The following is a 25,541-nucleotide window of genomic DNA, read 5'->3' on the forward strand; positions in this document are numbered from 1 at the left end:
TAAGTCAAGTTAATTTTTGAAAAATTTAAAATAATAACTGAAAAATGAAGTGAAAAGAGAGACCATTTTTAATTGCATTCCCAAGTGTTTTTTGCTAAGCTAAGAATAAGTGAAAAAATGAAAGCGAGAACAAGATGACACGTTATCAAGACGATTTTTATGATGCAATCAATGGCGAATGGGAAAAAACAGCTGTCATTCCAGCTGACAAATCTCGAACAGGTGGTTTTATTGACCTTGACGAGGAAATTGAAGAGTTGATGCTGGCGACTACAGACAAGTGGTTGGCAGGTGAAGAAGTCCCAGAGGATGCCATCCTCGCAAACTTTGTTAAGTACCATCGTATGGTACGTGATTTTGACAAGAGAGAAGCAGATGGGATCAAGCCTGTTTTGCCAATGCTCAAGGAATACCAAGACTTGGAGAGTTTTGCAGATTTTACCAGCAAACTGGCAGAGTTTGAACTAGCAGGGAAGCCAAACTTCCTTCCATTTGGTGTATCACCAGACTTTATGGATGCCAGAATCAATGTTCTTTGGGCCAGTGCACCAGGAACTATCTTGCCAGATACGACTTACTACGCTGAAGACCATCCTCAGCGTGAGGAGCTCTTGGCTCTTTGGAAGGAAAGTACTGCGAATCTTCTCAAAGCCTATGATTTTTCAGATGAGGAAATCGCAGACTTACTAGAGAAACGATTGGAATTTGACCGTCGCATTGCGGCTGTGGTGCTTTCTAACGAAGAAAGTTCAGAATATGCCAAACTCTACCATCCATACGCTTATGAAGATTTCAAGAAATTTGCTCCTGCCCTACCTCTGGATGATTTCTTCCAAACAGTTCTTGGACAAACTCCAGACAAGGTTATCGTAGACGAGGAACGTTTCTGGCAAGCAGCAGATCAATTCTATAGTGAAGAAGCATGGCCTTTACTCAAAGCAACCTTGATTTTGGGTGTGGTCAATCTCTCAACTAGCTATCTGACAGATGAGATTCGTGTTTTGTCAGGTGCCTACGGACGTGCCCTTTCAGGTGTGCCAGAAGCTCAGGACAAGGTCAAGGCAGCTTATCACTTAGCCCAAGGTCCTTTCAAGCAAGCTCTTGGTCTCTGGTATGCGCATGAAAAATTCTCTCCAGAAGCCAAGGCAGACGTAGAGAAAAAAGTAGCGACTATGATTGACGTTTATAAGGAACGTTTGGCTAAGAACGACTGGCTCACACCTGAAACGCGAGACAAGGCCATTGTCAAACTCAATGTCATCAAGCCTTATATCGGTTATCCAGAGGAATTGCCAGAACGCTACAAGGACAAAGTAGTGGATGAAACTGCCAGTCTCTTTGAGAATGCCCTAGCCTTTGGGCGTGTGGAAATCAAGCACAGCTGGAGCAAGTGGAACCAACCGGTTGATTACAAGGAGTGGGGCATGCCAGCACACATGGTCAATGCCTACTACAATCCTCAGAAGAACTTGATTGTCTTCCCAGCGGCTATTTTACAGGCTCCATTCTATGACTTGCATCAATCGTCTTCTGCCAACTACGGTGGGATTGGTGCTGTTATTGCCCACGAGATTTCTCATGCCTTTGACACAAATGGTGCTTCTTTTGATGAAAATGGTAGCCTCAAGGATTGGTGGACAGAAAGCGACTATGCTGCCTTTAAAGAAAAAACGCAGAAAGTTATCGACCAGTTTGATGGGCAAGAATCTTACGGTGCAAGAATCAACGGGAAACTAACCGTGTCTGAAAACGTTGCTGACTTGGGCGGGATTGCTGCAGCCCTTGAAGCTGCTAAGAGAGAACCAGACTTCTCAGCTGAAGAATTTTTCCACAACTTTGCTCGTATCTGGCGTATGAAAGGCCGTCCTGAGTTGATGAAACTCATGGCCAGTGTCGATGTGCACGCGCCTGCCAAACTCCGTGTCAATGTTCAAGTACCAAACTTCGATGACTTCTTTACAACTTACGATGTCAAAGAAGGCGATGGTATGTGGCGTTCACCAGAGGAACGTGTGATTATTTGGTAAGACAAAAACCAAGGAAATTATCCTTGGTTTTTTGTTTGCTAGAAAAAGGGATTAAAGGTCTTTTCGTGAGCGATAGTCGTAGCTGGACCATGACCAGGGTAGACATCGTAGTTAGGGAGGGTGAAGAGTTGCGTCTGAATGCTATGGAGGAGTTGTTCCGTGCTACCTGTAGGAAGGTCTGTCCGACCGATGGTTTCTCGGAATAGAGCGTCTCCGGTCAAGACTAGATGGGCATCAGGAAAGACCAGGGAAACACCGCCAATAGAGTGCCCTGGGGTTGGTAGAACTGTAAAACGAAATTCCTCAAGCTGGTATTCTTCATGAAAGACAAAGGTGTGTTCTGCAGGTTTTGCGACTACATCTGCCATATCATCGTGACGAGGGAGACCAGAGAGATTATCTACAGGTGTATAAAGCCAGCTAGCTTCACTCTCTGCTACATAAACTGGAGGATTTTCAAAAGTCTCACGAACCAAGTCCAGACTCATAATATGGTCGTAGTGGGTGTGGGTCAGGAGAATCGCACAGACTGGTTTGTTGATTTTTTCGATAGTCTTGCGAATAGCTTCCCAATGGCTACCTGGGTCAACCACAATCAGGTGTTGGTCCCCTTCTAGATAATAAGTGTTTTCATAGGCAACGGGATTCACGGTTTTATGGATTTTCATACTGGCTCCAATCTCAAAGAATGTACTAAACTAAGTATAGCATAGAAGAGAATACTTAGGGTATCAGAAAGTCTTTCTCGTGCCTTGATGATTTTTCCAAGCTTGGTATCGGGTGTCAATCAAGAGTTGGGTTAAGCGCCCCATGGTTTCTCTTTCTTCGGGTGTGAGGGATTGAGCTTGGACAAAGAGTTGATGAATGTGTTCAATGACCTTGAAGGAAGAAAGATCGTTGATAGAGGAAATTCCTGCATCGAGAATGATTCCAAAAAAGAGGTCGAAGTAGAGTTGTAGTTCCTCGTCAGGGACTGTTTCAACCCATTCCTTGAAGGTTGTATCGACTTGCTGACTATCACTATTGGTCTCGTCTAGTTGGACAAAGTGTTTGTCTTCAATCTGCCAACTAAAGGTATCGTGCTGGGCGATACCACCCAAGGCAGTGCTTCGAACAACAATTTTTTTATCAGGAATTTCCAGCATCATCCCAATGATAGAACCTTGTGGGACAAATACTTTCGTTCGTTTCATCATATTTTGATAGCCTGATGTTTCGGTTAGTTCCTTGTGAAGTCCAGGTGCATCAAAAGTGTAGACAGAGATAATATTTTTCTGCAAGTTTGGATCAAGTTGACTGGCAGCATAGACAGCTAGATTGCCCCCTTTTGAATGTCCTGCTAGAATAACCTTTTGATTAGGATGTTGGGCTAAAAAGTTCTCTAAATACTGGAGAGCATGTTTTTGAGCTGGGATTTCCTTCATATAGGTCATATGGAAATCTTCTTTCCAGCCAATGATGCTGTCATCAGTTCCACGAAAGACAAGCAAATAGGTATCGAGACTGATACGATAAGTCATGGCTGCAAACTGTTTTTGCAATTCAGGATCGATATCATTGATAAAGTCTGAGAGCTTGCAATTTTTAAAGCGTTTGTGTTGAGAGAGTTGATCTAACAACTGGAGGCGGATTTTATTGGTCAACATCGTCGTTTCTCTAGGAATTTGGGGTGCTAGATCTATGAGACGCTTTGGTTCTTGGGTGACTACATCATCAAAAGGAAGATAGGTTAATTCAGTCAAGGCAAGAACATCTAACTCGTTCACGGGAAGGTCATAAAAGGAATCGTATGCTACATCATTCAAGTAGTCAAAAATATTGGCCATAAAAGCTCCTTTCTCAATGTTTATATTACCACATTTACCTAGAATTAGCTAGTGGGCTTGTTTGAATGACCTAGTAGGATTTGATTGAAATATATAGGAGACAGATTGCTCCTATTTCAAACCTCTAAACGAACTTGCTTGAATGTTTTTGCTATCAATCCCATTTTCCTTTAAAAAATTCTTCATCTCATTTACATCATCAGGCTGACCTGTGATGAGATAGCTGGCTTGATTGCCGTATTTATCAATAGCATTTTTTAAAAATTCTTGACTTTGAGAAAGTTCATTGCTAGTTTGGTAAGTAAAATTCGGTATTTTTTGTGCCAGTTCCTTCATCTCGTTATCAAAAATAGTAACTCCTTTGTCAAAGTGGTTGAGAATAATCGGGCATTTCCTAGCCCACTCTTTGACAAGAGGACGTAGAGCAGAAATACCGACATCAGATGCAAAACAAACTAGTGGTTGATTTGCATCTTTAACAACCAAAGAGGAATCCAGCCAACTCATCTCAATCTCACTTCCAGCAGGTAAATGTGTCAAGGTTTCCTTAAAGTGGCTACCGCTATCATGAGTTAAAATGAGGATTTCATCTTCATCAGGTGTGGAGGCAATGGTTAGCCATCGACTGGATTGATTCCCTTTATCTTCATTTTTTCTAGTCGTAGACAACGTATCGGGGAGCTTAAACTGAGCGCAAGCCCCAGCTTTCCAGTTTTGATGACTCGGTTTTGTGATATGAATTAAATACAAATCCCCGCTGGGGTTTTCGATAGATTTTATTGATAGAGTCTGACTTCGCCCAAGATAAGCGATGATACCCCAAGTTATAAGGCATAGGACTCCAAGTGTAGATAGGATGATAATGAACATTTTTTTACCTCTTTTCATTTTTTATGACTCCTGTTTTTAATTTTTGAATGAACTAAAATAAAATTCATTCATATTTTTTTCAAAAATAAAGAAATTGATTCCTTATTTTAGAACTCCTTTTATGAAGTTGGTTGCAAGTATTTCGACAGTTTTGCCAATTTCTGGAAAATCTTTTTCTGTGATATGCATATCCATGTAGTAAAACAGATTATAAACCTGTAAGATATCTTGAATTTTTTCTGGCGAATATCCTTCAGACTGCATACGATTTGTAAAAGTTTTAACTAGAAACTGATGAAATGGATTTGCGAATTTCCCTTCTTCCGAAGAATAATAGTTGTGCAACTCATCTGCTATGGCCGGATTGTACCATTCTGCAAGGATTTTATTGGAAGAAACGAGAATTCTGGACTGTGCAAAGAGTTGACCAATGAGGTCAGTCATATCAATTTCCCAATCTAGTTCCTCAATCATAGATTGGCGAACACGGTTATTTTCATCTATATAGATGTCTAGAAAAATGGCTTCTTTACTTTCGTAATAGTTATAAAAAGAGCCAACTGCCACCCCAGCTTGCTTGGCAATTTCTGAAATTCCTGTCGCCTTGTAACCTTTTTTAGAAAAAACTTCATAGGCCGCTGTTTTTAAAGCTTGTTTTTTGTTCAATATGAATGAACCTCCTTTATTGTATGAATGAACACAACATCATATTCATTCATATCTTAACAAATCCTAACTGGTCTGTCAATAAGAAAGCTAGATCTAGTTGTTTAAAGTGATTACTTTTATGAACAGAGGAGTTACATAAGCTTATAAGGCGTTTACTCCAACTAGACGGCTAATTTTTAAGACTATTAGATGAGTAAAAGAAATATTAACTAAATGAGCATACAAAGGGAAATATAGGATAAAGCTGGAACTATACTTAAAAATAAGGTATGATATCAGTGGGGTTGTCCTCTATTTAGCATCTTTTTACTGATCTGGATTTGGGGAATAGTCTGCTAAACAATAAGAGATACGAATCCGTAGATTTGCTATTAAGGGTTTTGATATTTTGAGAAAGAACAAAGGAGGAGCGCATGCACAAGATTTTACTAGTAGAAGATGACCAAGTTATTCGGCAACAAGTAGGGAAACTGCTCTCAGAATGGGGTTTTGAGGTTATTTTGGTGGAGGACTTTATGGAAGTTTTGACTCTCTTTGTTCAGTCAGAACCTCATTTGGTCCTTATGGATATTGGCTTACCTCTCTTTAATGGTTACCACTGGTGTCAGGAGATTCGTAAGATTTCTCAGGTACCCATCATGTTTCTATCTTCGAGAGATCAGGCGATGGATATCGTCATGGCGATCAATATGGGAGCAGATGACTTTGTGACCAAGCCTTTTGATCAGCAGGTGCTCCTTGCCAAGGTTCAGGGCTTGTTGCGCCGTTCTTACGAATTTGGGCGTGATGAAAGTCTGCTGGAGTATGCGGGTGTGATCCTCAATACCAAGTCTATGGACCTGCACTATCAGGGGGAAGTCCTGAGTTTGACCAAGAATGAATTTCAGATTTTGCGGATTTTGTTTGAACATGCGGGTAATATCGTGGCGCGAGACGACCTGATGCGAGAACTCTGGAATAGTGACTTTTTCATTGATGATAATACCTTGTCTGTCAATGTTGCTCGTTTGCGTAAAAAGTTGGAGGAGCAAGGCTTGGCAGGATTTATCGAAACCAAGAAGGGAATAGGATACGGACTGAAACATGCTTGATTGGAAATTATTTTTTCTAGCCTATCTGCGTTCTCGCAGTCGTCTTTTTATCTATATTTTTTCATTGGGTTTTCTTGTTTTTCTCTTTCAGTTTTTATTCGCCAGTATAGGATTTTATTTTTTCTATTTTTTCCTCCTCAGTAGCTTTTTGACCCTTTTATTTTTGGTTTGGGATATTTTTGCAGAAGCTCAGTTTTACCGGCAGGAAATACTCTATGCTGAGAGAGACCCCAAGTCTCCTCTGGAGTGTGTGCTAGCGGAAAAACTCGAAGAGCGTGAGTCTGAATTGTATCAAAAGAAGTCAGAAGCCCAAAGTAAACTGACAGATTTGCTTGACTACTATACCTTGTGGGTTCATCAGATAAAGACCCCTATTGCAGCGAGTCGACTTTTAGTGGCAGAAGTCTCTGATCGTGAGGTCAAGCAGCAATTGGAACAGGAAATCTTCAAGATTGACTCCTATACCAATCTGGTGTTGCAGTACCTACGTTTAGAGAGCTTCCATGATGACCTAGTGTTTGAAAAGGTTCAAGTGGAAGACTTGGTTAAGGAAGTGGTTCGCAAGTATGCCCTTTTCTTTATCCAAAAGGGACTGACAGTCAACCTATATGACCTTGACAAAATCATCGTGACCGATAAGAAGTGGTTGTTGGTAGTCATTGAACAAATCCTCTCAAACAGCCTCAAATACACCAAGAAAGGTGGACTAGAGATTTATATGGAAGGCCAGGAACTCTGTATAAAGGATACGGGAATCGGGATTAAAAACAGTGATGTGCTCCGAGTCTTTGAACGTGGCTTTTCAGGCTACAATGGTCGTTTGACCCAGCAGTCATCTGGACTTGGACTTTATCTATCTAAGAAAATTTCTGAAGAACTGGGCCATCAGATTCGCATCGAGTCTGAGGTTGGAAAAGGAACGACCGTACGGATTAAATTCGCTGAAGTGAAGCTTGTTATTGAGTAAGAATAAATGAGAAAAAGCCTCCGATTGGAGGCTTTTGTGCTGGGTTATTATTTCTCAACACGAGATTTGTTGGCGATATCAGCTAGGATAGCTGCTACAAACTCATCTACTGGGACAGTTTGTGTTTCTTTTTGGCCGTAGCGACGAACGTTGACAGTTCCGTCTTCCATTTCCTTGTCCCCAACGATCAATTGGTAAGGAATTTTGCTAGTTTGTGAAGCGCGGATCTTGAACTGCATTTTTTCATTGCGCTCATCCACATCGGCACGGACACCACGGTCACGGAGTTTCTTAGCCACTTCCCAAGCGTAGTCCACGTGTTTTTCGTTAGAAACTGGGATGAGGGTTACTTGGTGTGGTGCAAGCCATGTTGGGAAGGCACCTTTGTAGTTCTCAATCAAGATAGCTGTGAAGCGTTCCATAGTTGAAATAACCCCACGGTGAATCATAACTGGACGGTGTTCTTCACCATCAGCTCCGATATATTTGAGGTCGAAACGTTCTGGAAGCAAGAAGTCAAGCTGGATAGTCGAAAGGGTTTCTTCTTTACCGAGGGCAGTTTTAACCTGGATATCCAATTTTGGTCCGTAGAAGGCTGCTTCACCTTCAGCTTCAAAGTAGTCCAGTTCCATATCATCCATAGCTGCTTTCAACATGCGTTGTGCATTTTCCCACATTTCATCGTTGTCAAAGTATTTGTGTTTATCTTCTGGATCGCGGTAAGACAAGCGGAAACGGTAATCTGTCAAATTAAAGTCTTCATACACGTCGATAATCAATTGAAGAATTTTCTTGAATTCTTCCTCAATTTGTTCTGGAGCTACAAAAGTATGACCATCATTTAGGGACATTTCACGTACACGTTGAAGGCCAGTAAGGGCACCAGATTTTTCATATCGGTGCATCATGCCGATTTCAGCGATACGGATTGGTAATTCACGGTATGAGTGTACATGGTGTTTATTAACTTCGATATGGTGAGGACAGTTCATTGGGCGGAGGACAAACTCTTCACCGTCTCCCATGTCCATAGTTGGGAACATATCTTCACGGTAGTGATCCCAGTGACCAGAAGTTTTATAGAGTTCCACGGAGGCAATTGGTGGAGTGTAGACGTGTTGGTAGCCTGCAGCGATTTCCTTGTCGACAATGTAGCGTTCCAATTCACGACGGATAGTCGCTCCGTTTGGTAACCAGAATGGTAAACCTTGTCCGACTTCTTGTGAAATCATGAAGAGGTCAAGCTCTTTACCGAGTTTACGGTGGTCACGTTCCTTGGCTTCTTCACGCATTTGAAGGTAGTTCTTCAAGTCTTTTTTGTCAAACCAAGCTGTACCGTAGATTCGTTGCATCATCGCGTTGTCGCTATTTCCACGCCAGTAGGCACCAGCTACGTTGAGCAGGTGGAAGATTTGGATACGACCTGTTGATGGGACGTGAGGACCACGGCAGAGGTCTACGTATTCGCCCTGACGGTAAATAGTCAGACCGCCTTCGTCTTCTGAGTGTTCTTCAATCAATTCCAACTTGTAAGGGTCATTTTTAAAGATTTCACGGGCCTCGTCTTTGGTAACTTCTTCACGGATTGATGGGAAGTTTTCTTTAACGATTTTCTTCATTTCTTCTTCGATACGAGGAAGATCTTCATTGGAGATTTGACCAGCAGTATTGTCTGTATCGTAGTAGAAGCCGTCTTCGATAGCAGGACCGACACCCAAATGAATGTCTGGGAAAAGGCGACGAGCTGCTTGGGCGAACAAGTGAGCCGCTGAGTGGCGCAAGATTGGAAGGGCATCTTCGTGATCAGGTGTCACGATTTCGATGCTTCCATCTTCAGTGATAGCACGAGTCGTGTCGATGAGTTTGCCGTTGAATTTACCAGCCAAGGCTTTTTTAGCTAGGGAATTGCTGATAGATTGGGCAATTTCAAAAGTTGTCACGCCAGATTCGAATTCACGAACAGCGCCATCTGGGAAAGTAATCTTAATCATGGTTTTCTCCTTATAAAGTTTTTATTAGCCTAGTTATGGTGAAGGTGCCCTTGAAATATAAATAGAAATTCCTTTTGATTTTTTCGTTAATAAATCAAAAAGCGACATCCTTAAAAGGACGTCGCAACGTGGTTCCACCTTCATTTATGTTCCTCAAAAAAGAGGAACACCTCAGATTGGCTTTAACGTAGCCACCGTTTTATGTTTGCATAAAAGTCAGTAGAGTAGTATCAGTTTAGGCTTTCTATGCGTTTCCAGCAACCACGCACTCTCTAGTAGAAAGGGACTAAGTGACTTGTCTCTATGCATTATTATAGCATGATTGCGAGAATTTTCAAGGTTTTTGTATAATTTTTTTGTTTTTCTTCCGCTGGAAGACATGCTTGATACCCATGCCAGCAGCCAAACCAAGTAGGGCAAAGAGTTCATAGGCTAGGAAGTAAAGCAGGATGAACTTACCAAAGGTGATGATGGTAAAGCAAAAGACCAGACCAATACCGAGTAGCCACCAAAGTGAGAAACGAAATCGATAGCTATAAAGTAGCGATACGATAAAGGTTACTAGGGGAGAAAAGAGGAGAATGTTATAAATGTAAAGTCCCTTCAGCGTATAAGAATCAGATATCAGCAGTAAAAGCAACTCATAGAGGGGCCAGTAAAAGAAGAAAATGACAAGGTAGTATGGAATATACTTAAGATATTTCCGCATGGCAATAGTCCTCCAATCTACAAAAATTGAGAGATGTTGAAGACCACATAATCCTAAATGAAGGGGAACTCTCTGCTTATATTATAGCACGTCTTGGAAGCCTTTACAAGTTAATCCAGTGAGTAGTGATAGTGCTCTTTTTGAGTGTTTTCTGCTATAATACTAACAAAAGAAGTAAGAGGAAAAGAGGAGAAAGAATGACCAAAATAGCAGTTCTTTCAGACATACATGGGAATACGACAGCCCTGGAAGCTGTACTGACTGATGCTAAAAAGGCAAATGTAGATGAGTACTGGCTTTTGGGGGATATTCTTATGCCAGGAACAGGACGTGGAAGGATATTGAATCTTTTAGCTGCTTTGCCTATCACTGCAATAGTTCTTGGTAATTGGGAGAATAGTCTCTGGAGAGGCTTGCATCGTAAGCTAGATTTGACAAAAGCTAGTCATCGCTACCTCCTACGTCAATGCCAGTATATATTAGAAGAAATCAGCCCTGAAGAAATCGAAGACCTCCACAATCAACCCATGCAAGTTCATCGTCAGTTTGGTGATTTGATGGTGGGAATCACTCACCATCTCCCTGATAAAAACTGGGGTAGGGAGTTGATTCATACGGGAAAACAAGAAGATTTTGATAGATTAGTGACGGAACCACACGCCTCCATCGCAGTATATGGTCATATCCACCAACAGTTGCTTCGTTATGGAAGTGATGGACAGTTGATTCTTAATCCAGGGTCCATTGGACAACCCTTCTTTCTAGATGCGAAGTTGCGTAAGGACCTGCGGGCCCAGTATATGATCTTAGAGTTTGATGAAGCAGGTTTGGCTGATGTTGATTTTCGTCGAGTGGATTATGATGTAGAAGCTGAATTGCAGTTGGCTAAAAATTTGAAGCTCCCCTATTTCCAGGTTTACTATGAAAGTTTGGTAAATGGGATCCACCATACTCATAACCAGGAACTTCTGTATGAGATTGCGCAAAAACAGGGGCATGATATTGAGTTGGATGCATGGTTAGATAGTAGTAATGATTGACATGACATCAAAAAGGGGTATAATGAGTATGAGAAGAGAGATGATGAGAATCTCAGGTGAAAGGGGAACAAAATGCAAATTTCAAGCCGATTTACAATTGCGACTCATATGATGATTATTATTGCAATGCAGGATACAGACAGCAAGGTAACCAGTGATTTTCTTGCGGCTAGTGTCGGAGTCAATCCAGTCATTATCCGTAAGACTTTATCGCAACTCAAAAAAGCAGGATTGATTTCAGTTGCTCGTGGTACGGGAGGAACTGAGATAATAAAAGACCTTCAGGATATCAGTTTGTTGGACGTATACCAAGCTGTAGAGTGTTTAGGAAAATCTGGTAAGCTCTTTAGTTTCCATGACAATCCAAATCCTAATTGCCCAATTGGTGCGAATATCCATGCAGTTTTGGACCAAAAACTGTTCGATGTTCAAGCAGCTATGGAAAACCAACTGCGTCAGACAAGTCTGGCTCAGGTTGTGGCAGATGCTCAGAATAAACTGTCTAAGTAAGAGGACTAAGGTTCTCTTTTTCTATTGCTATAATTATGGTACAATGTAGTCATCAAAGGAGGAGACTATGTACTTTATCACAGGATTTTTTGTCCTACTTTTTCTCGTTTCGTTTTTAAGGGACAATCGTAGTCTCTGGAATCCAGCTCTCTTGCTTTTGTCTCTGCTCTTTTCTTATATGTCCATTGCCAATCTTTTTTACGAAGCTGGGCAGAAAGAGGTGCACATGGTTTTCTTTGCAGGGATTTTTCTCCTGCTGCCTCTTTTAGTTTTTCTAAGTGGTTTTTTCCTTATTTATAATGGATTTGTGTTATTGAAAAAAGAAGGAAAATCCAAGGCAAATTATTTGTCTCTAGGATTAGGCTGCGTGATTCTATTCTTTTTTGTGATCATGGCGATTCGAGTGAGCGATACCAAGGGCTTGTTTTACACCAATCATCTAGTGAATATTATCTTTTTCTTTTTGATTTATTCGTATTTGATTTTTGGTTTTGCCTTTGCAGGATTTCTGCTTTATTCCATTCTGTATCTTTTCATTCCTAAGAAAAAATATTATGATTTTATCATCATTCACGGAGCAGGCTTGTTGAATGGAGAAAAAGTCACTCCCTTACTGAAGAGTCGCATTGACAAGGCAGTAGAAGCTTATCACCAGTCTCTCAATCCCAATGTTAAAATCATCGCAAGTGGTGGTCAAGGTGGGGATGAGAAGATTTCCGAGGCTCAGGCAATTTGTAATTATTTGCTGGAAGAGACGGATGTTCCGAGAGAAGCGATTCTCCTAGAGGAAGACTCAACGACGACCTATGAGAATCTTCTCTTCTCAAAAGAAATGGGAGAGAAGCTGGTGGTCAGTCCACGTTTTCTTTTTGTGACCAATGATTACCATGTTTTTCGTACCAGTACCTATGCTCGCCGTATTGGGATGAAGGGAGATGGTCTTGGTTGCCGTACAGCCGCCTACTATATCCCATCGGCCTTTATCAGAGAATACATTGCTCTATGTGTGAAGATGAGATGGCTTTTTCTCGCCTTCTATATTTTATTAATTTTAGCTCTGATTTTCTCCTATAGAGGTGTTCTATGGTAATATGTAAAATTCATATTGTAATTCTTGTTAGAATCTCTAAAAAATCTTGTATAACCCTAAGGGAAAAATTGTCACTAGTAATGAAAGAGCAGGGTAAGTGATTGTGAGTGCGGTTTTTGGAACGGTTTCATGATTGCTCGTCAATCAATTGAACAATTTCTAACTTAGTTGCAGATTTTCAGAGAGAGTCAAAAATAGGCAACTGAATATGAGTAGACTAGAATTTTACAGTCAACGACAAATAAAAATGTGAACAGCAACAGAGGTTCACATTTTCTTTTTGGTCTATGGCAAAATGGCTTTTAGTTCCTTCAGGATAGTTTGCAAGGTCACGACCGCTTGTTCTCCTTGTTGCGGTTGGTAGAGTAGTTGGAAATACTTGCTAATAGTTTCTTCAAATTGCTTAGGGAGGAGTGTACAATGGGTCTTTGCGTACTCCAACATTCGTTTTTCACCAGGATGGGTTTGCTCATTGAGCGCAAATAACAAGTCAAAGTAGGAAGCAAAAAACTCACTCGTACGATGATTCATACTGAGAAGATCTTGGCGTTTGATAGCTTTTTCTATTTGGTGAGAGAAGGCAGGCATGGCTTGTTCTAGCAAAAGGAGTTGCCTTTCAATGATATGCTTTTTGAGTTCCTGTGGATAGGGAATCTGGTAAGTCTTTTGGAGAGAAGCATAGTGTCCATTCGGGTCGTATAAAATCTTGCTGTGGAGTAGATTATGCCACATGCAAGTTGTATAAGCATTTTGAGCTTTGTGTTGAAAAACGGTTGAGTTCAATTCCTGTTCAAACGACTCCAGCGAACGATAAATCAACTCGATTTCGATACCGTTGTTTAGTACACAGTCGTCCTCTAACTCCCAAAACTGGTTTCCAATTTCCATATAGGAGCAGTATTTACTCAAAATTTTGAGGCGAGTCGCCTCATCAATAGAAGAGTTGAGATAGACATAAACGTCATAGTCAGAATTTTGATCATAGTTTTGTCCTGCACGAGAGCCACCAAGAGCGATAGCTTCTACTTGTTCCAGTTGAGAGAATTCTTTGCAAAGTTCGTGGATCATGATTTTTCTCCTTGCTTTATGGTTTTAAAGTCATTTTACCAAAAAGTAAAACGTTTGCATAGCATTGAGTTACTCTTTTTCATTTATAGCAAAAAATGTGAACCCTTGTTTTGAGTTCACATTTCTTTTTTATTCTGCAGCTTGTTGCCAATGTTTGGCTAGAATGCGAGATAGACTTGAAATTGCTAGGTTAAAGATGAAATAGATCAAGGCAATCAGGATATAAAGACTGAAGACCTGCTCTGGTTCGAAATAGCGTCCCATGAGAATTTGGCTGGCTCCAAAGAGTTCTTGTAGGGCGATAACAGAGTAGAGAAGGCTGGTATCCTTAATCACAGTTACAAACTGAGAAATGATGGCTGGCAACATTTTACGGATAGCTTGTGGGAGAATGATGTAGTAGAGGATTTGCACTGAAGTGAATCCTTGCGACATTCCTGCTTCATACTGCCCTCTGTCCACGGCATTGAGACCGCCTCGGATAATCTCAGCTAGGGCTGCCGAGGTAAAAAGAGTAAAGGCAGTAATACCAGCTGGTGTAGACTTCATCTTGAACACCAAAAAGATAGTGAAAATCCAGAGAAGGTTGGGAACGTTACGTACAAACTCGATATAAACGCTGGAGATGATTCGTAAGATAGGATTTTTCCCATTTCTCATGACGGCTAGTACTGTTCCGATAAGGGTTGATAGGACGATAGCAATCAGAGAAATGTAGAGAGTTAAGCCAAATCCTTTAAAGATAAAGATTAGGTTATCTGGGGTCAAAACTTCTAAAATAGATTCCATAGTAACCTCCTAAAGTGAATAGGCTTTTTTGTTGGCTTGCTCCATCTTGCGACCAAACTGGGCAACAGGGAAGCATAGAGCAAAGTAGAGAAGAGCAGCGCCTAAAAAGGCTGGGATATAGTTTCCGTTGAGAGCCGACCAAGACTTAGTCACAAACATCAAGTCTACTCCAGAGATGATAGCTACGGTAGAGGTGTTCTTGATGAGGTTAACAATTTGGTTGGTCAATGGAGGGAGAATGATACGGAAGGCTTGAGGCAAGATAATCAAGCGCATGGCACTGATATAAGTAAAACCTTGCGACAAGGCGGCCTCCATCTGACCGCTAGGAATAGACTGAATCCCTGAACGAATAACCTCAGCTATATAGGCGCCGTGATAGAGTCCCACACAAAGTACAGCTGTCCAATAAATCGGAATCATGATGGTGTGTTCACTGATAAGAGGCAAACCATAAAAGACGATGACAAACTGCACCAAGAGGGGAGTATTTTGGTAAAATTCGACAAAGATACGAGCTAAAGCACGCAAGAATGGGCGTTTGCTGGTTGACATTGCCCCAAAGAAGATGCCCAAAACCATGGCGAGGATAAAGGATCCAACCGCTAGGGCAAGGGTGAAGAGGAAACCATTGAAAAATTGTCCAAAATCCTGAAAATAGGCTGTCCAAGATGATAAATCTGTCATGGGGTGTCCTCCTTAATCTGCGGTATGGCTAGATGGTTTGAGTTTGTAACGGTCATAGAGTTTTTGAAGACTACCGTCCGTGGTCCATTTAGTGACCAAGCTATCAAGATAGTCGTTTAGCTCGGTATTTGATTTCTTGGTGACGATACCGTAGTCAGATGGCTTGAAACTATCATCTAGTAGTTCTGTCCGTTTGCTGATATAGCCAGATAGGATAGAGCGGTCTACGGAAAAGGCATCAATACGGTGAGCGTGAAGGGAAGTAATCAATTCTGGGTAGGAACCAAGTTCAACAAATTTAAAGGTTAGACCTTTCTTTTTACCCAGTTCAGTAATCAGGCGTTGGGTGATGGAACCTTGGGCAACCCCAATGGTTTTACCGTTTAGGTCCTCAATACTTTTGATGTTGGCGGATTTATTGACCAAAAAACCAGAAGCGTCCGTATAGTAGGGACTGGTGAAGTTGTATAGTTTTTTACGTTCGTCTGTGATGGTGAAGGTTGCGATATCCATGTCGACCTGTTCATTGTCTAGGAGCGGTCCACGAGTTTGCGCGGTAACAGGAACGTAGCGAATCTTGACTTTGAGTTCGTCTGCAATCATCTTGGCCAAGTCCGTTTCGATACCAGAATAGGTCCCGGTCTTGGGGTCCTTGTAGCCAAAATTGGGAACGTCTTGTTTGACACCGACAACTAGTTCGCCTCTTTTTTGAATGTCTGCCACACTGGTATCGGCTTGGACTGGTTTGGCAGCAGTAAGGCTGAAAAGGCTAATCAATAATGCGTATAAAAAGAATTTCTTTTTCATAGGCGCCTCCTTATTTGACTTTGTCACTTTCGTGGTTGATAATTTTGCTGAGGAATTGTTGGGCACGAGGTTCGCTTGGATTGTCAAAAAAGTCATCGACATCTGTCGTGTCTACTAAAACCTCTCCGTCGGCCATAAAGATAATGCGGTCCGCAACTTCACGGGCAAAGCCCATTTCGTGGGTAACGATGATCATATTCATCCCATCATGTGCCAGTTTCTGCATAACTGCTAGAACATCTCCGATGGTTTCAGGGTCAAGAGCAGATGTTGGCTCATCAAAGAGGAGGAGCTCCGGATGCATGGCAAGACCACGAGCAATGGCGATCCGCTGTTTTTGACCACCAGATAGCATAGCTGGATAGGAATCTTTCTTGTCCCACATATTTACAAATTCCAGATATTTTTGGGCTGTTTTTTCAGCTTCTTTTTTATCAATTCCTAGAACTTTTATGGGCGCGAGTGTTACATTTTCTAACACTGTTTTGTGTGGATAAAGATTAAAATGTTGAAAAACCATGCCAACTTCCTTACGAAGAGGAACTAAATCTTTCTGACTAGCACCTGCTACTTGGTGTCCATTGACCAGGAGACTTCCTTTGTCAACAGCCTCTAAACCATTGATCGTACGGATAAGAGTGGACTTCCCAGAGCCGGAAGGTCCAAGCAGGACAACAACTTGTCCTTTTTCAAAACGGAGATTAATGTCGCGGAGTGCGTGGTAGTCTCCGTAATATTTTTCGACGTGTTTAAATTCTACTAAAGCCATGAGAGATCTCCTTTGTGTTATATTTTATAACATGATTCTACACCAAAAGAATGTTCTTGTCAAATCATATCTGAAAAAAATTCACTAAAATGTTATAAAAAAGCAATCTGAATAGAGAAAATGCCTAAATCATGTTATAATGAAACGATAGAATTCTTAGAAAGAGTGGATGTCTTTTTGATAACTCCTACTTATGAATGGCAGTTTGCCCCGCAGGTTGAAGATGCGGATTTTACAAAGATAGCCAAGAAGGCTGGGCTGGGTCCTGAGGTGGCTCGCTTATTATTTGAAAGAGGGATTCAGGATGAAGAAAGTCTAAAGAAGTTTTTAGAACCTTCTTTAGAGGACTTACATGACCCCTATCTGCTCCATGATATGGACAAGGCAGTGAAACGGATTCGTCAGGCTATTGAAGAAGGGGAGAATATTCTCATCTATGGAGACTACGATGCGGATGGCATGACCTCGGCTTCGATTATGAAGGAAAGTTTAGAACAGCTTGGCGCCGAGTGCCGTGTTTATTTACCCAATCGTTTTACCGATGGCTATGGTCCCAATGCCAGTGTTTATAAATACTTTATCGAGCAAGAGGGAATTTCCTTGATTGTGACAGTGGATAATGGGGTTGCTGGTCACGAGGCCATTGAATTGGCTCAGTCTATGGGAGTGGATGTCATTGTGACTGACCACCATTCTATGCCGGAAACCCTTCCTGATGCCTATGCGATTGTTCACCCTGAGCATCCAGATGCGGACTATCCCTTCAAACAGTTAGCTGGTTGTGGAGTGGCTTTCAAGCTAGCTTGCGCTCTTTTAGAAGAAGTGCAAGTTGAGCTACTAGATTTGGTAGCTATCGGTACCATTGCGGATATGGTAAGTTTGACGGATGAAAACCGTATCATGGTTCAATATGGTCTGGAAATGTTGGGGCATACTCAGCGCATCGGTCTGCAAGAAATGCTGGACATGGCTGGGATTGCTGCTAACGAAGTGACAGAAGAAACGGTTGGCTTTCAGATTGCCCCTCGTTTAAATGCCTTAGGGCGCTTGGACGATCCTAATCCAGCTATTGATTTGCTGACTGGATTTGACGACGAGGAAGCGCATGAGATTGCCCTCATTATTCATCAGAAAAACGAAGAACGTAAGGAAATCGTCCAATCTATCTATGAAGAAGCTAAGACCATGGTGGATCCTGAAAAGAAGGTCCAAGTTTTGGCCAAGGAAGGCTGGAATCCTGGCGTTCTGGGTATCGTTGCTGGTCGTTTGTTGGAAGAACTAGGTCAGACAGTCATCGTTCTTAATATAGAGGACGGTCGTGCCAAAGGCAGTGCTCGTAGCGTGGAAGCTGTCGATATTTTTGAGGCTCTGGATCCCCATCGAGACCTATTTATCGCCTTTGGCGGCCATGCTGGTGCAGCAGGGATGACGCTAGAGGTTGAGAAACTCTCAGATTTATCCCAGGTTTTGGAAGATTATATCCGTGAAAAAGGTGCAGATGCTACTGGTAAGAACAAGTTAAATCTAGATGAAGAGTTGAATTTGGAGACTCTTAGTTTAGAAACGGTTAAAAGCTTTGAACGCTTGGCACCCTTTGGAATGGATAATCAAAAACCTGTCTTTTATATCAAGGGTTTTCATGTCGAAAGTACTCGTACCATGGGAGCAGGCAATGCCCATCTCAAACTAAAAATTTCCAAGGGTGAGGCGAGTTTCGAAGTGGTGGCCTTCGGACAAGGTAGATGGGGAACAGAGTTTGCTCAAACAAAAAACCTAGAATTGGCAGTCACCCTGTCTGTCAATCAATGGAATGGCCAAACTGCTCTCCAGTTGATGATGGTGGATGCGCGTGTGGAGGGTGTTCAACTCTTTAACATTCGTGGGAAGAATGCAGTCTTGCCAGAAGGGGTTCCAGTTTTAGATTTCTCTGGAGAGGTGCCAGATTTAGCGAATAGTGAAGCGGTTGTTGTGAAAAATATTCCTGAGGATATTACTCTGCTTAAGGCCATTTTTCAGGAGCAAAATTTCTCAGCAGTCTATTTCAAGAACGACATAGACAAGGCCTACTATCTGACAGGTTATGGAACCAGAGAGCAGTTTGCTAAATTGTACAAGACCATTTACCAGTTCCCAGAGTTTGATATTCGCTACAAGTTGAAAGATTTAGCGGCTTATCTCAATATTCAACAAATCTTGCTGGTCAAGATGATCCAAGTGTTTGAAGAGCTGGACTTTGTGACGATCAAAGATGGTGTCATGACAGTCAATAAAGAAGCGCCGAAAAGGGAAATTGCTGAAAGTCGGATTTACCAAAATCTCAAACAGACCGTTAAAGACCAAGAAATGATGGCGCTGGGTACCGTGCAAGAAATCTATGACTTTTTGATGGAAAAAGAATAGAAGTTAGGAAAGAGTTGGGTAACCAGCTCTTTTTTGAAAACAAATCTTCGTTTTGAAAATCATCAAAAAAATGGTATAATGGTAGGAAAAGATTCGGCTGAAAGTTTTAGAACTTTTAGAATAAGAGGGTAAATTCACCCTATAATCAAGATAAATGAAGTTTCGGAGGAAAAATGAGTAATATTAGTTTAACAACACTAGGTGGTGTACGAGAAAATGGGAAAAATATGTACATCGCTGAAATAGGCGATTCGATTTTTGTTTTGGATGCAGGGCTTAAATACCCTGAAAATGAACAACTAGGGGTTGATGTCGTCATTCCAAACATGGACTACCTTTTTGAAAATAGCGACCGTATCGCAGGAGTCTTCTTGACCCACGGGCATGCGGATGCCATTGGTGCCCTGCCTTATCTCTTGGCAGAGGCTAAGGTGCCTGTGTTTGGCTCTGAGTTGACCATTGAGTTGGCCAAACTCTTTGTCAAAGGAAATGATACGGTTAAGAAATTCAATGACTTCCATATCATTGATGAAAACACGGAGATTGACTTTGGGGGAACGGTTGTTTCCTTCTTCCGTACGACTCACTCTATCCCAGAAAGTCTGGGAGTTGTGTTAAAAACACCAAAAGGGAACATTGTTTACACAGGCGACTTCAAATTTGACCAGACGGCTAGTGAATCCTATGCGACGGATTTTGCGCGTTTAGCCGAAATCGGCCGTGACGGTGTCTTGGCACTTCTCAGTGATTCTGCGAATGCAGACAGCAATATCCAGGTGGCGAGCGAGAGTGAAGTTGGGGATGAAATTACCCAAACCATCGCTGACTGGGACGGCCGTATCATCGTTGCAGCGGTTGCCAGCAACCTTTCTCGTATCCAGCAGGTTTTTGATGCGGCTGCGGAGACTGGCCACCGAGTCGTTTTGACTGGATTTGATGTTGAAAATATCGTCCGTACAGCGATTCGTCTCAAAAAATTGTCTCTAGCTAATGAAAGCCTTTTGATAAAACCGAAAGAAATGTCTCGTTTTGAAGACCATGAGTTGATTATCCTAGAGACAGGTCGTATGGGTGAACCCATCAATGGACTTCGCAAGATGTCCGTTGGGCGCCACCGTTATGTAGAAATCAAGGATGGGGACTTGGTTTATATTGTAACAACTCCATCCACCGCCAAAGAAGCAGTTGTGGCTCGCGTTGAAAATATGATTTACCAAGCTGGTGGTGTGGTAAAACTCATTACCCAGAGTTTGCGAGTATCAGGACACGGAAATGCGCGTGATTTGCAGTTGATGATCAATCTTTTGCAACCGAAATATCTTTTTCCTGTCCAAGGGGAGTACCGTGAGTTGGATGCGCATGCCAAGGCTGCCATGGCAGTTGGAATGTTGCCAGAGCGTATTTTCATCCCTAAAAAGGGAACGATCATGTCCTATGAACATGGAGACTTCGTCCCAGCTGGAGCAGTTTCTGCAGGTGATGTCATGATTGATGGAAATGCCATTGGTGATGTTGGGAATGTCGTTCTTCGCGACCGTAAGGTCTTGTCAGAGGATGGGATCTTTATCGTGGCTATCACTGTTAACCGTCGTGAGAAGAAAATTGTGGCTAAGGCTCGTGTTCATACGCGTGGATTTATCTACCTTAAGAAAAGTCGCGACATTCTCCGTGAAAGTTCCGAATTGATTAACCAAACGGTAGAAGAGTATCTTCAAGGGGATGACTTTGACTGGGCAGATCTCAAAGGGAAGGTTCGTGACAATTTGACCAAGTACCTCTTTGATCAAACCAAACGTCGCCCAGCAATTTTGCCAGTCGTGATGGAAGCTAAATAATAAGCAGAATGCCTACGGAAAAAGTCGATATTCGGCTTTTTCTTATAGAATAGTAAAAGGAGACAACCATGGCAGTTATGAATATTGAGTATTACTCAGAAGTTTTGGATATGGAGTGGGGTGTTACCGTCCTCTATCCAGATGGCAGTCGAGTGACTGAACCAGATTGCGCAGATATTCCTGTTCTTTACCTTTTGCACGGAATGTCAGGAAATCAAAATAGCTGGCTCAAACGTACCAATGTCGAACGCTTGTTGCGGGGAACCAATCTCATTGTTATCATGCCCAATACTAGCAATGGCTGGTATACAGATACTCAGTATGGCTATAACTACTATACAGCTTTAGCAGAAGAACTCCCCCAAGTCATGAAACGATTCTTTCCCAATATGACCAGCAAGCGCGAAAAGACCTTCATTGCAGGTCTCTCAATGGGTGGCTACGGCTCCTTCAAACTCGCTCTATCGACGAATCGTTTTTCTCATGCGGCTAGTTTTTCTGGTGCGCTCAGTTTTCAAGAATTTTCTCCTGAAAGTCAGGATTTGGGATCGATTGCCTACTGGAGAGGAGTTTTTGGAGAGATTAAAGACTGGAAAGCTAGCCCTCATTCGCTTGAAAGTATGGCTGCAAAATCCGATCAAAAGACCAAACTATGGGCTTGGTGTGGAGAGCAAGACTATCTCTACTCTGCCAATAATCTCGCAGTGAAAAACCTCAAAAAACTTGGTTTTGAGGTGACCTATAGTCATAGTCTAGGTAAGCACGAGTGGTACTACTGGGAAAAACAATTGGAGCGTTTTTTGGCTACCTTACCAATTGACTTTGTCTTGGAAGAACGTTTATCTTAGTTTTAGGTTTCTTTCAGTTTTCTTCAGTAAAATAGAGAATCTATCTTGATCAAGGAAAATGTGATTTCAAGATAGATTCTTATTTTTATGAAAGGTGGAGTGTCATGTTCTGGATTATTCGATTATTCTTCCGATTTCTTTTGGGAATTTGGCGTTTCTTCTGGCGTCTGGTTTGGACTGTGGTCATTCTACTGCTTATTGCCTTTGGAGTGGTTTGGTATCTGACAGGTGATTTTCATTCTGCGGTCAATCAGGTTGAAAAAATGAGCAAGATTGGTCAAGGTGGCTGGAACCAATGGAAGGAGACGGGAACGCTGGAAGTCTTGTCTCAGACAGACAGTCACCAACATGCAGAAGGCAAGTGGGCTCAGGCCTCAGCTCGCATCTATATTGAGCCTCAAATGGATGAGACCTTCCAAGGTGCCTATGCAGAAGCCATAAAAAACTGGAATCAAACGGGAGCTTTTACCTTTGAGGTGGTTGCGGATCCTAGCCAAGCAGATATTGTGGCAAGTGAGATGAATGATGGATCGACCGCTGTAGCAGGTCAAGCCGAGAGTCAAACCAATTTGTTAACCAAACAATTTATATCTGTAACGGTTCGCCTGAATCACTATTATCTATCCAATCCAAACTATGGATATTCTTATGAACGAATCGTGCACACGGCGGAGCACGAGCTGGGACATGCCATCGGATTGGATCACACCAACGAGACTTCTGTTATGCAACCTGCAGGCTCCTACTATGGGATTCAGCCTCGGGATGTGATTGAAGTCAGAGAATTGTATGTAAATAATTATGGACGAGTGATTTAATTTGCTTTTTCAAAAGCTAAAACAACAATTTTTATACTACAAATTTAGTTGAGAAAGATTATCTAAATGACATACTTCCTATTATTTCTTTTAACTATTTATAGGAAAAGTTACTGATATTAACTCCATATACTAGGTGATGTGTGAAGATTATTTTTTCTTTATTTTTTAAAAAAAAAATAGTAAAATAGGACTAAGATTAATAGAGGATCGAAAGTACATGTATTATTATCGAGTTGGTATTTCTGCTGAAGAACATGATCGTTTTGTTAGACGAAGTTCTTTAGTGAATCTCTTGCAAAGTAGTGCTTGGGCAAGTGTAAAAAGTGAATGGGAAAATGAAAGAGTTGGGTTTTATAGTGATAATCAAATAGTGGCGGTAGCTAGTTTACTTTATAGATCTTTACCCTTTGGTTTTACAATGTGCTACATTGCCAGAGGTCCAATTTTGGATTATACTGACCAATCTTTGATGGATTTTGTATTTTCTTCGCTTAAAAAGATTGCGCAGAAAAAACGAGCTCTTTTTATTAAGATAGACCCTGCGCTTTGTTTGAATAAAACTTATATTGATGGTCAATTTTATGATTACTCAGAGGAAACTCTAAAAACGCTAAATTATCTACAAAAGCTAGGATTCATTTGGTCTGGTAAGACTAGTGGAATGATTGATACTATTCAGCCTCGTATACAGGCGAAAGTGTACAAAGAAAATTTTGATGAGAAATATCTACCGAAATCAGCAAGACAAGCTATTAGGACTGCACAAAATAAAGGAATAACTATTCAGTTTGGTGGGATTGAATTATTAGAATCATTTTCTTTTCTAATGAAGAAGACGGAGGCAAGAAAAAGTATTCATTTGCGTAATGAAGCCTACTATCGAAATTTACTATTGTCTTTTCCAGACCATGCTTATATAACATTATCTACACTTGATTTGCCAAATCGGTTGAATATTTTAGAAGAACAAAGAAATCAGAATCAAAAAATTCTAGAATCTTTATCAGCTACTGTTAAATCTTCGAAATATCAAAGTAGGTTGCAAGAAAGCGAAAGGTTGAATGAAGAAATTCTATTTTTGGAGAAATATATTTCTTCAGGTGTTCAAGTTGCTCCTTTATCAGCCACTTTGACCTTGGAATTTGGGCAGACATCTGTGAATTTATATGCAGGAATGGATGTAGAATTTAGACGCTACAATGCTCCAATTTTAACATGGTATCGAACACTACAGCATGCATTCGAAAGAGGTTCTATCTGGCAAAATCTAGGAGGCATTGAACATACAAGAGATGGCGGGCTTTATCGCTTTAAGGCTAATTTTAATCCAACTATTGAAGAATATTTAGGCGAGTTTACGCTACCTATTCATCCTTTGTATCCTTTAATAAATCTCCTATTTAATCTTCGAAAAAAATATCATAGAAAGTAAATGTATGACACTAACTGTACTTACTAAAGAAGACTTTCGCATTTATTCAGAATCAATTACCTCCCGCTCGTTTTTACAATCAATCCAGATGGGAGAATTATTAGAGAAGCGAGGAGCAACAGTGACCTACCTTGCTCTAAAGCATACAGAGACCATTCAGGTTGCCGCGTTGGTTTATAGTTTGCCAATGACAGGTGGACTGCACATGGAAATCAATTCTGGTCCAATTTATAGCGATGCAACTTACCTAAAGGAATTTTACAAAGATCTCCAAGTGTATGCTAAACAACATGGGGCTCTGGAGTTGATTGTCAAACCTTACGATACTTTTCAAAGTTTTGATACTAATGGGAATCCAGTGACGGAGGAGCAACAAGAAATTATTCAGCGTTTGACGAATCTAGGATATTGTCATGATGGTTTACAGATTGGTTACCCAGGTGGGGAACCTGATTGGTTATATGTCAAGGATTTAGAAGGAATCACAGAGGAGAATTTAATTAGATCTTTTAGTAAAAAGGGAAAACCCTTGGTTAAGAAAGCTAGAAGCTTTGGCATTCAATTGAGACGATTAAAACGTGATGAATTATCTATTTTTAAAGATATTACTGCTACGACATCAAAAAGAAGAGAATATAGTGATAAAAGTTTAGAATATTACGAACATTTTTATGATGCATTTGGAGACCGAGCTGAATTTATGGTTGCAACTTTAAATTTTCAAGATTATCTTTCTCAACTGGAGAAAACTCAAGAAAACTTATCCAAAAAAATAGCAGATTTTGACGCAGCGTTAAGAAAATCACCTGATTCAGCTCAGAAGAAAAAAGAGCATAAAGAATTGCTACATCAATTTGAAACTTTTGAGGTTCGTAAAGCAGAAGCACATAAATTGATAGCAAAGTATGGGGAACAAAAGGTTGTATTGGCTGGTAGTCTTTTTATCTATATGCCTCAAGAGAGTACCTATCTTTTTAGTGGCTCTTACACAGAATTTAATAAGTTCTATGCACCAGCGTTGCTTCAAGAGTATGTTATGTTAGAGAGTATAAAGCGTGGAATTCCTGTTTATAATTTTTTAGGGATTCAAGGAATATTTGATGGAAGTGATGGTGTGCTTCGCTTTAAGCAAAACTTTAATGGCTATATTGTAAGGAAGGCGGGAACTTTCCGTTATTATCCTTCTCCTCTCAAGTATAGAATTATTTCTCTAATAAAAAGGATATTGGGTCGATAATTACGTTACCTATGTACTACCCCAAAAAGTTATTTTTTGTATAACTTTTGTAGTATAG

General features: G+C 41.1%; 23 protein-coding genes. 12 read left to right on the forward strand and 11 right to left on the reverse strand.

Annotation, left to right across the window (positions count from 1 at the left end; genetic code table 11):
• Nucleotides 1-134: 134 nt before the first annotated feature.
• A complete protein-coding gene (locus ATE37_RS06215) occupies nt 135-2,027 on the forward strand; it encodes a M13 family metallopeptidase (RefSeq protein ID WP_084868387.1) in 1,893 nt (630 codons plus the stop codon).
• A gap of 38 nt (nt 2,028-2,065) precedes the next feature.
• On the opposite strand, the gene ATE37_RS06220 is transcribed toward ATE37_RS06215, so the two are convergent.
• From ATE37_RS06220 to ATE37_RS06235, 4 genes are all read right to left on the reverse strand, one after another.
• Nucleotides 2,066-2,695, reverse strand: a complete 630-nt coding sequence (locus ATE37_RS06220) for an MBL fold metallo-hydrolase (protein ID WP_084868388.1) — start codon at nt 2,693-2,695, stop codon at nt 2,066-2,068.
• A 63-nt stretch (nt 2,696-2,758) separates the two neighbouring features.
• On the reverse strand, nt 2,759-3,853 hold the full coding sequence (locus tag ATE37_RS06225; RefSeq protein WP_084868389.1) for a DUF2974 domain-containing protein: 1,095 nt from the start codon (nt 3,851-3,853) through the stop codon (nt 2,759-2,761).
• Nucleotides 3,854-3,964: 111 nt separating this feature from the next.
• Nucleotides 3,965-4,741, reverse strand: coding sequence for a ferredoxin reductase domain-containing protein (locus ATE37_RS06230; protein WP_084868390.1), 777 nt, complete (start codon nt 4,739-4,741; stop codon nt 3,965-3,967).
• 84 nt (nt 4,742-4,825) lie between these two features.
• On the reverse strand, nt 4,826-5,389 hold the full coding sequence (locus ATE37_RS06235; RefSeq protein ID WP_084868391.1) for a TetR/AcrR family transcriptional regulator: 564 nt from the start codon (nt 5,387-5,389) through the stop codon (nt 4,826-4,828).
• Between the two features lie 416 nt (nt 5,390-5,805).
• Between ATE37_RS06235 and ATE37_RS06240 the strand changes: the two genes are divergently transcribed.
• Together ATE37_RS06240 and ATE37_RS06245 are read left to right on the forward strand one after the other, a co-directional pair.
• The gene (locus ATE37_RS06240) at nt 5,806-6,483 is read left to right on the forward strand and encodes a response regulator transcription factor (protein ID WP_033583457.1); all 678 of its coding nucleotides are present in this window, start codon (nt 5,806-5,808) and stop codon (nt 6,481-6,483) included.
• Nucleotides 6,476-7,450 (forward strand): sensor histidine kinase, encoded by a 975-nt coding sequence (locus ATE37_RS06245; protein WP_084868392.1) that lies wholly within the window; start codon nt 6,476-6,478, stop codon nt 7,448-7,450. The genes ATE37_RS06240 and ATE37_RS06245 overlap by 8 nt, the downstream gene beginning before the upstream one ends.
• 47 nt (nt 7,451-7,497) lie before the next feature.
• Here the strand turns inward: ATE37_RS06245 and thrS are convergent, their stop codons facing one another.
• Together thrS and ATE37_RS06255 are read right to left on the reverse strand one after the other, a co-directional pair.
• The gene (gene thrS / locus ATE37_RS06250) at nt 7,498-9,441 is read right to left on the reverse strand and encodes a threonine--tRNA ligase (protein ID WP_084868393.1); all 1,944 of its coding nucleotides are present in this window, start codon (nt 9,439-9,441) and stop codon (nt 7,498-7,500) included.
• A 334-nt stretch (nt 9,442-9,775) separates the two neighbouring features.
• Complete coding sequence (locus ATE37_RS06255; protein WP_084868394.1) at nt 9,776-10,150, reverse strand: hypothetical protein; 375 nt, start codon at nt 10,148-10,150, stop codon at nt 9,776-9,778.
• Nucleotides 10,151-10,347: 197 nt separating this feature from the next.
• On the opposite strand from ATE37_RS06255, the gene ATE37_RS06260 reads away from it, so the two are divergent.
• The 3 genes from ATE37_RS06260 to ATE37_RS06270 all read left to right on the forward strand — a co-directional run bounded on the left by ATE37_RS06260 (nt 10,348) and on the right by ATE37_RS06270 (nt 12,790).
• Nucleotides 10,348-11,190 (forward strand): metallophosphoesterase family protein, encoded by an 843-nt coding sequence (locus ATE37_RS06260; RefSeq protein ID WP_084868395.1) that lies wholly within the window; start codon nt 10,348-10,350, stop codon nt 11,188-11,190.
• A gap of 72 nt (nt 11,191-11,262) precedes the next feature.
• A complete protein-coding gene (locus tag ATE37_RS06265; protein ID WP_049490302.1) occupies nt 11,263-11,700 on the forward strand; it encodes an Rrf2 family transcriptional regulator in 438 nt (145 codons plus the stop codon).
• 67 nt (nt 11,701-11,767) lie between these two features.
• Nucleotides 11,768-12,790, forward strand: a complete 1,023-nt coding sequence (locus ATE37_RS06270; protein ID WP_084868396.1) for a YdcF family protein — start codon at nt 11,768-11,770, stop codon at nt 12,788-12,790.
• A 285-nt stretch (nt 12,791-13,075) separates the two neighbouring features.
• Here ATE37_RS06270 and ATE37_RS06275 read toward each other — a convergent pair whose 3' ends face one another.
• From ATE37_RS06275 to ATE37_RS06295, 5 genes are all read right to left on the reverse strand, one after another.
• A complete protein-coding gene (locus tag ATE37_RS06275; protein WP_084868397.1) occupies nt 13,076-13,858 on the reverse strand; it encodes a DUF4037 domain-containing protein in 783 nt (260 codons plus the stop codon).
• Nucleotides 13,859-13,987: 129 nt separating this feature from the next.
• Nucleotides 13,988-14,647, reverse strand: a complete 660-nt coding sequence (locus tag ATE37_RS06280) for an amino acid ABC transporter permease (protein WP_084868398.1) — start codon at nt 14,645-14,647, stop codon at nt 13,988-13,990.
• 9 nt (nt 14,648-14,656) lie between these two features.
• The gene (locus ATE37_RS06285) at nt 14,657-15,334 is read right to left on the reverse strand and encodes an amino acid ABC transporter permease (protein WP_049505255.1); all 678 of its coding nucleotides are present in this window, start codon (nt 15,332-15,334) and stop codon (nt 14,657-14,659) included.
• A 12-nt stretch (nt 15,335-15,346) separates the two neighbouring features.
• Nucleotides 15,347-16,141 carry a transporter substrate-binding domain-containing protein gene (locus ATE37_RS06290; RefSeq protein ID WP_084868399.1) on the reverse strand — a complete coding sequence of 265 codons (795 nt, stop codon included), beginning with the start codon at nt 16,139-16,141 and terminating at the stop codon, nt 15,347-15,349.
• 10 nt (nt 16,142-16,151) lie between these two features.
• On the reverse strand, nt 16,152-16,910 hold the full coding sequence (locus ATE37_RS06295) for an amino acid ABC transporter ATP-binding protein (RefSeq protein WP_001229577.1): 759 nt from the start codon (nt 16,908-16,910) through the stop codon (nt 16,152-16,154).
• A gap of 177 nt (nt 16,911-17,087) precedes the next feature.
• On the opposite strand from ATE37_RS06295, the gene recJ reads away from it, so the two are divergent.
• The 6 genes from recJ (at nt 17,088) to ATE37_RS06325 (ending at nt 25,483) form a co-directional block, all read left to right on the forward strand.
• The gene (gene recJ, locus ATE37_RS06300) at nt 17,088-19,310 is read left to right on the forward strand and encodes a single-stranded-DNA-specific exonuclease RecJ (RefSeq protein ID WP_180382774.1); all 2,223 of its coding nucleotides are present in this window, start codon (nt 17,088-17,090) and stop codon (nt 19,308-19,310) included.
• Nucleotides 19,311-19,483: 173 nt separating this feature from the next.
• On the forward strand, nt 19,484-21,145 hold the full coding sequence (locus ATE37_RS06305) for a ribonuclease J (RefSeq protein ID WP_084868400.1): 1,662 nt from the start codon (nt 19,484-19,486) through the stop codon (nt 21,143-21,145).
• A 68-nt stretch (nt 21,146-21,213) separates the two neighbouring features.
• Nucleotides 21,214-21,993: an alpha/beta hydrolase gene (locus ATE37_RS06310; RefSeq protein WP_084868401.1), complete on the forward strand. Its 780-nt coding sequence runs from the start codon at nt 21,214-21,216 to the stop codon at nt 21,991-21,993.
• Between the two features lie 104 nt (nt 21,994-22,097).
• Nucleotides 22,098-22,811, forward strand: coding sequence for a M57 family metalloprotease (locus tag ATE37_RS06315; RefSeq protein WP_084868402.1), 714 nt, complete (start codon nt 22,098-22,100; stop codon nt 22,809-22,811).
• Between the two features lie 220 nt (nt 22,812-23,031).
• Complete coding sequence (locus tag ATE37_RS06320) at nt 23,032-24,246, forward strand: aminoacyltransferase (protein ID WP_007520467.1); 1,215 nt, start codon at nt 23,032-23,034, stop codon at nt 24,244-24,246.
• Nucleotides 24,247-24,250: 4 nt separating this feature from the next.
• Nucleotides 24,251-25,483 (forward strand): aminoacyltransferase, encoded by a 1,233-nt coding sequence (locus ATE37_RS06325; RefSeq protein ID WP_084868403.1) that lies wholly within the window; start codon nt 24,251-24,253, stop codon nt 25,481-25,483.
• Nucleotides 25,484-25,541: the final 58 nt, after the last annotated feature.

This window comes from Streptococcus oralis subsp. tigurinus, from assembly GCF_002093575.1.
Lineage (GTDB): Bacteria > Bacillota > Bacilli > Lactobacillales > Streptococcaceae > Streptococcus > Streptococcus oralis_CH.

Coding starts and splice junctions, on each gene's coding strand:
- ATE37_RS06320 (WP_007520467.1), top strand. CDS start 23,032: ATGTATTATTATCGAGTTGGTATTTCTGCTGAAGAACATGATCGTTTT.
- ATE37_RS06315 (WP_084868402.1), top strand. CDS start 22,098: ATGTTCTGGATTATTCGATTATTCTTCCGATTTCTTTTGGGAATTTGG.
- ATE37_RS06230 (WP_084868390.1), bottom strand. CDS start 4,741: ATGAAAAGAGGTAAAAAAATGTTCATTATCATCCTATCTACACTTGGA.
- ATE37_RS06310 (WP_084868401.1), top strand. CDS start 21,214: ATGGCAGTTATGAATATTGAGTATTACTCAGAAGTTTTGGATATGGAG.
- ATE37_RS06280 (WP_084868398.1), bottom strand. CDS start 14,647: ATGGAATCTATTTTAGAAGTTTTGACCCCAGATAACCTAATCTTTATC.
- ATE37_RS06275 (WP_084868397.1), bottom strand. CDS start 13,858: ATGATCCACGAACTTTGCAAAGAATTCTCTCAACTGGAACAAGTAGAA.
- ATE37_RS06290 (WP_084868399.1), bottom strand. CDS start 16,141: ATGAAAAAGAAATTCTTTTTATACGCATTATTGATTAGCCTTTTCAGC.
- ATE37_RS06225 (WP_084868389.1), bottom strand. CDS start 3,853: ATGGCCAATATTTTTGACTACTTGAATGATGTAGCATACGATTCCTTT.
- ATE37_RS06265 (WP_049490302.1), top strand. CDS start 11,263: ATGCAAATTTCAAGCCGATTTACAATTGCGACTCATATGATGATTATT.
- ATE37_RS06215 (WP_084868387.1), top strand. CDS start 135: ATGACACGTTATCAAGACGATTTTTATGATGCAATCAATGGCGAATGG.
- ATE37_RS06220 (WP_084868388.1), bottom strand. CDS start 2,695: ATGAAAATCCATAAAACCGTGAATCCCGTTGCCTATGAAAACACTTAT.
- ATE37_RS06285 (WP_049505255.1), bottom strand. CDS start 15,334: ATGACAGATTTATCATCTTGGACAGCCTATTTTCAGGATTTTGGACAA.
- ATE37_RS06325 (WP_084868403.1), top strand. CDS start 24,251: ATGACACTAACTGTACTTACTAAAGAAGACTTTCGCATTTATTCAGAA.
- ATE37_RS06245 (WP_084868392.1), top strand. CDS start 6,476: ATGCTTGATTGGAAATTATTTTTTCTAGCCTATCTGCGTTCTCGCAGT.
- ATE37_RS06295 (WP_001229577.1), bottom strand. CDS start 16,910: ATGGCTTTAGTAGAATTTAAACACGTCGAAAAATATTACGGAGACTAC.
- ATE37_RS06260 (WP_084868395.1), top strand. CDS start 10,348: ATGACCAAAATAGCAGTTCTTTCAGACATACATGGGAATACGACAGCC.
- ATE37_RS06270 (WP_084868396.1), top strand. CDS start 11,768: ATGTACTTTATCACAGGATTTTTTGTCCTACTTTTTCTCGTTTCGTTT.
- ATE37_RS06240 (WP_033583457.1), top strand. CDS start 5,806: ATGCACAAGATTTTACTAGTAGAAGATGACCAAGTTATTCGGCAACAA.
- thrS (WP_084868393.1), bottom strand. CDS start 9,441: ATGATTAAGATTACTTTCCCAGATGGCGCTGTTCGTGAATTCGAATCT.
- ATE37_RS06305 (WP_084868400.1), top strand. CDS start 19,484: ATGAGTAATATTAGTTTAACAACACTAGGTGGTGTACGAGAAAATGGG.
- ATE37_RS06255 (WP_084868394.1), bottom strand. CDS start 10,150: ATGCGGAAATATCTTAAGTATATTCCATACTACCTTGTCATTTTCTTC.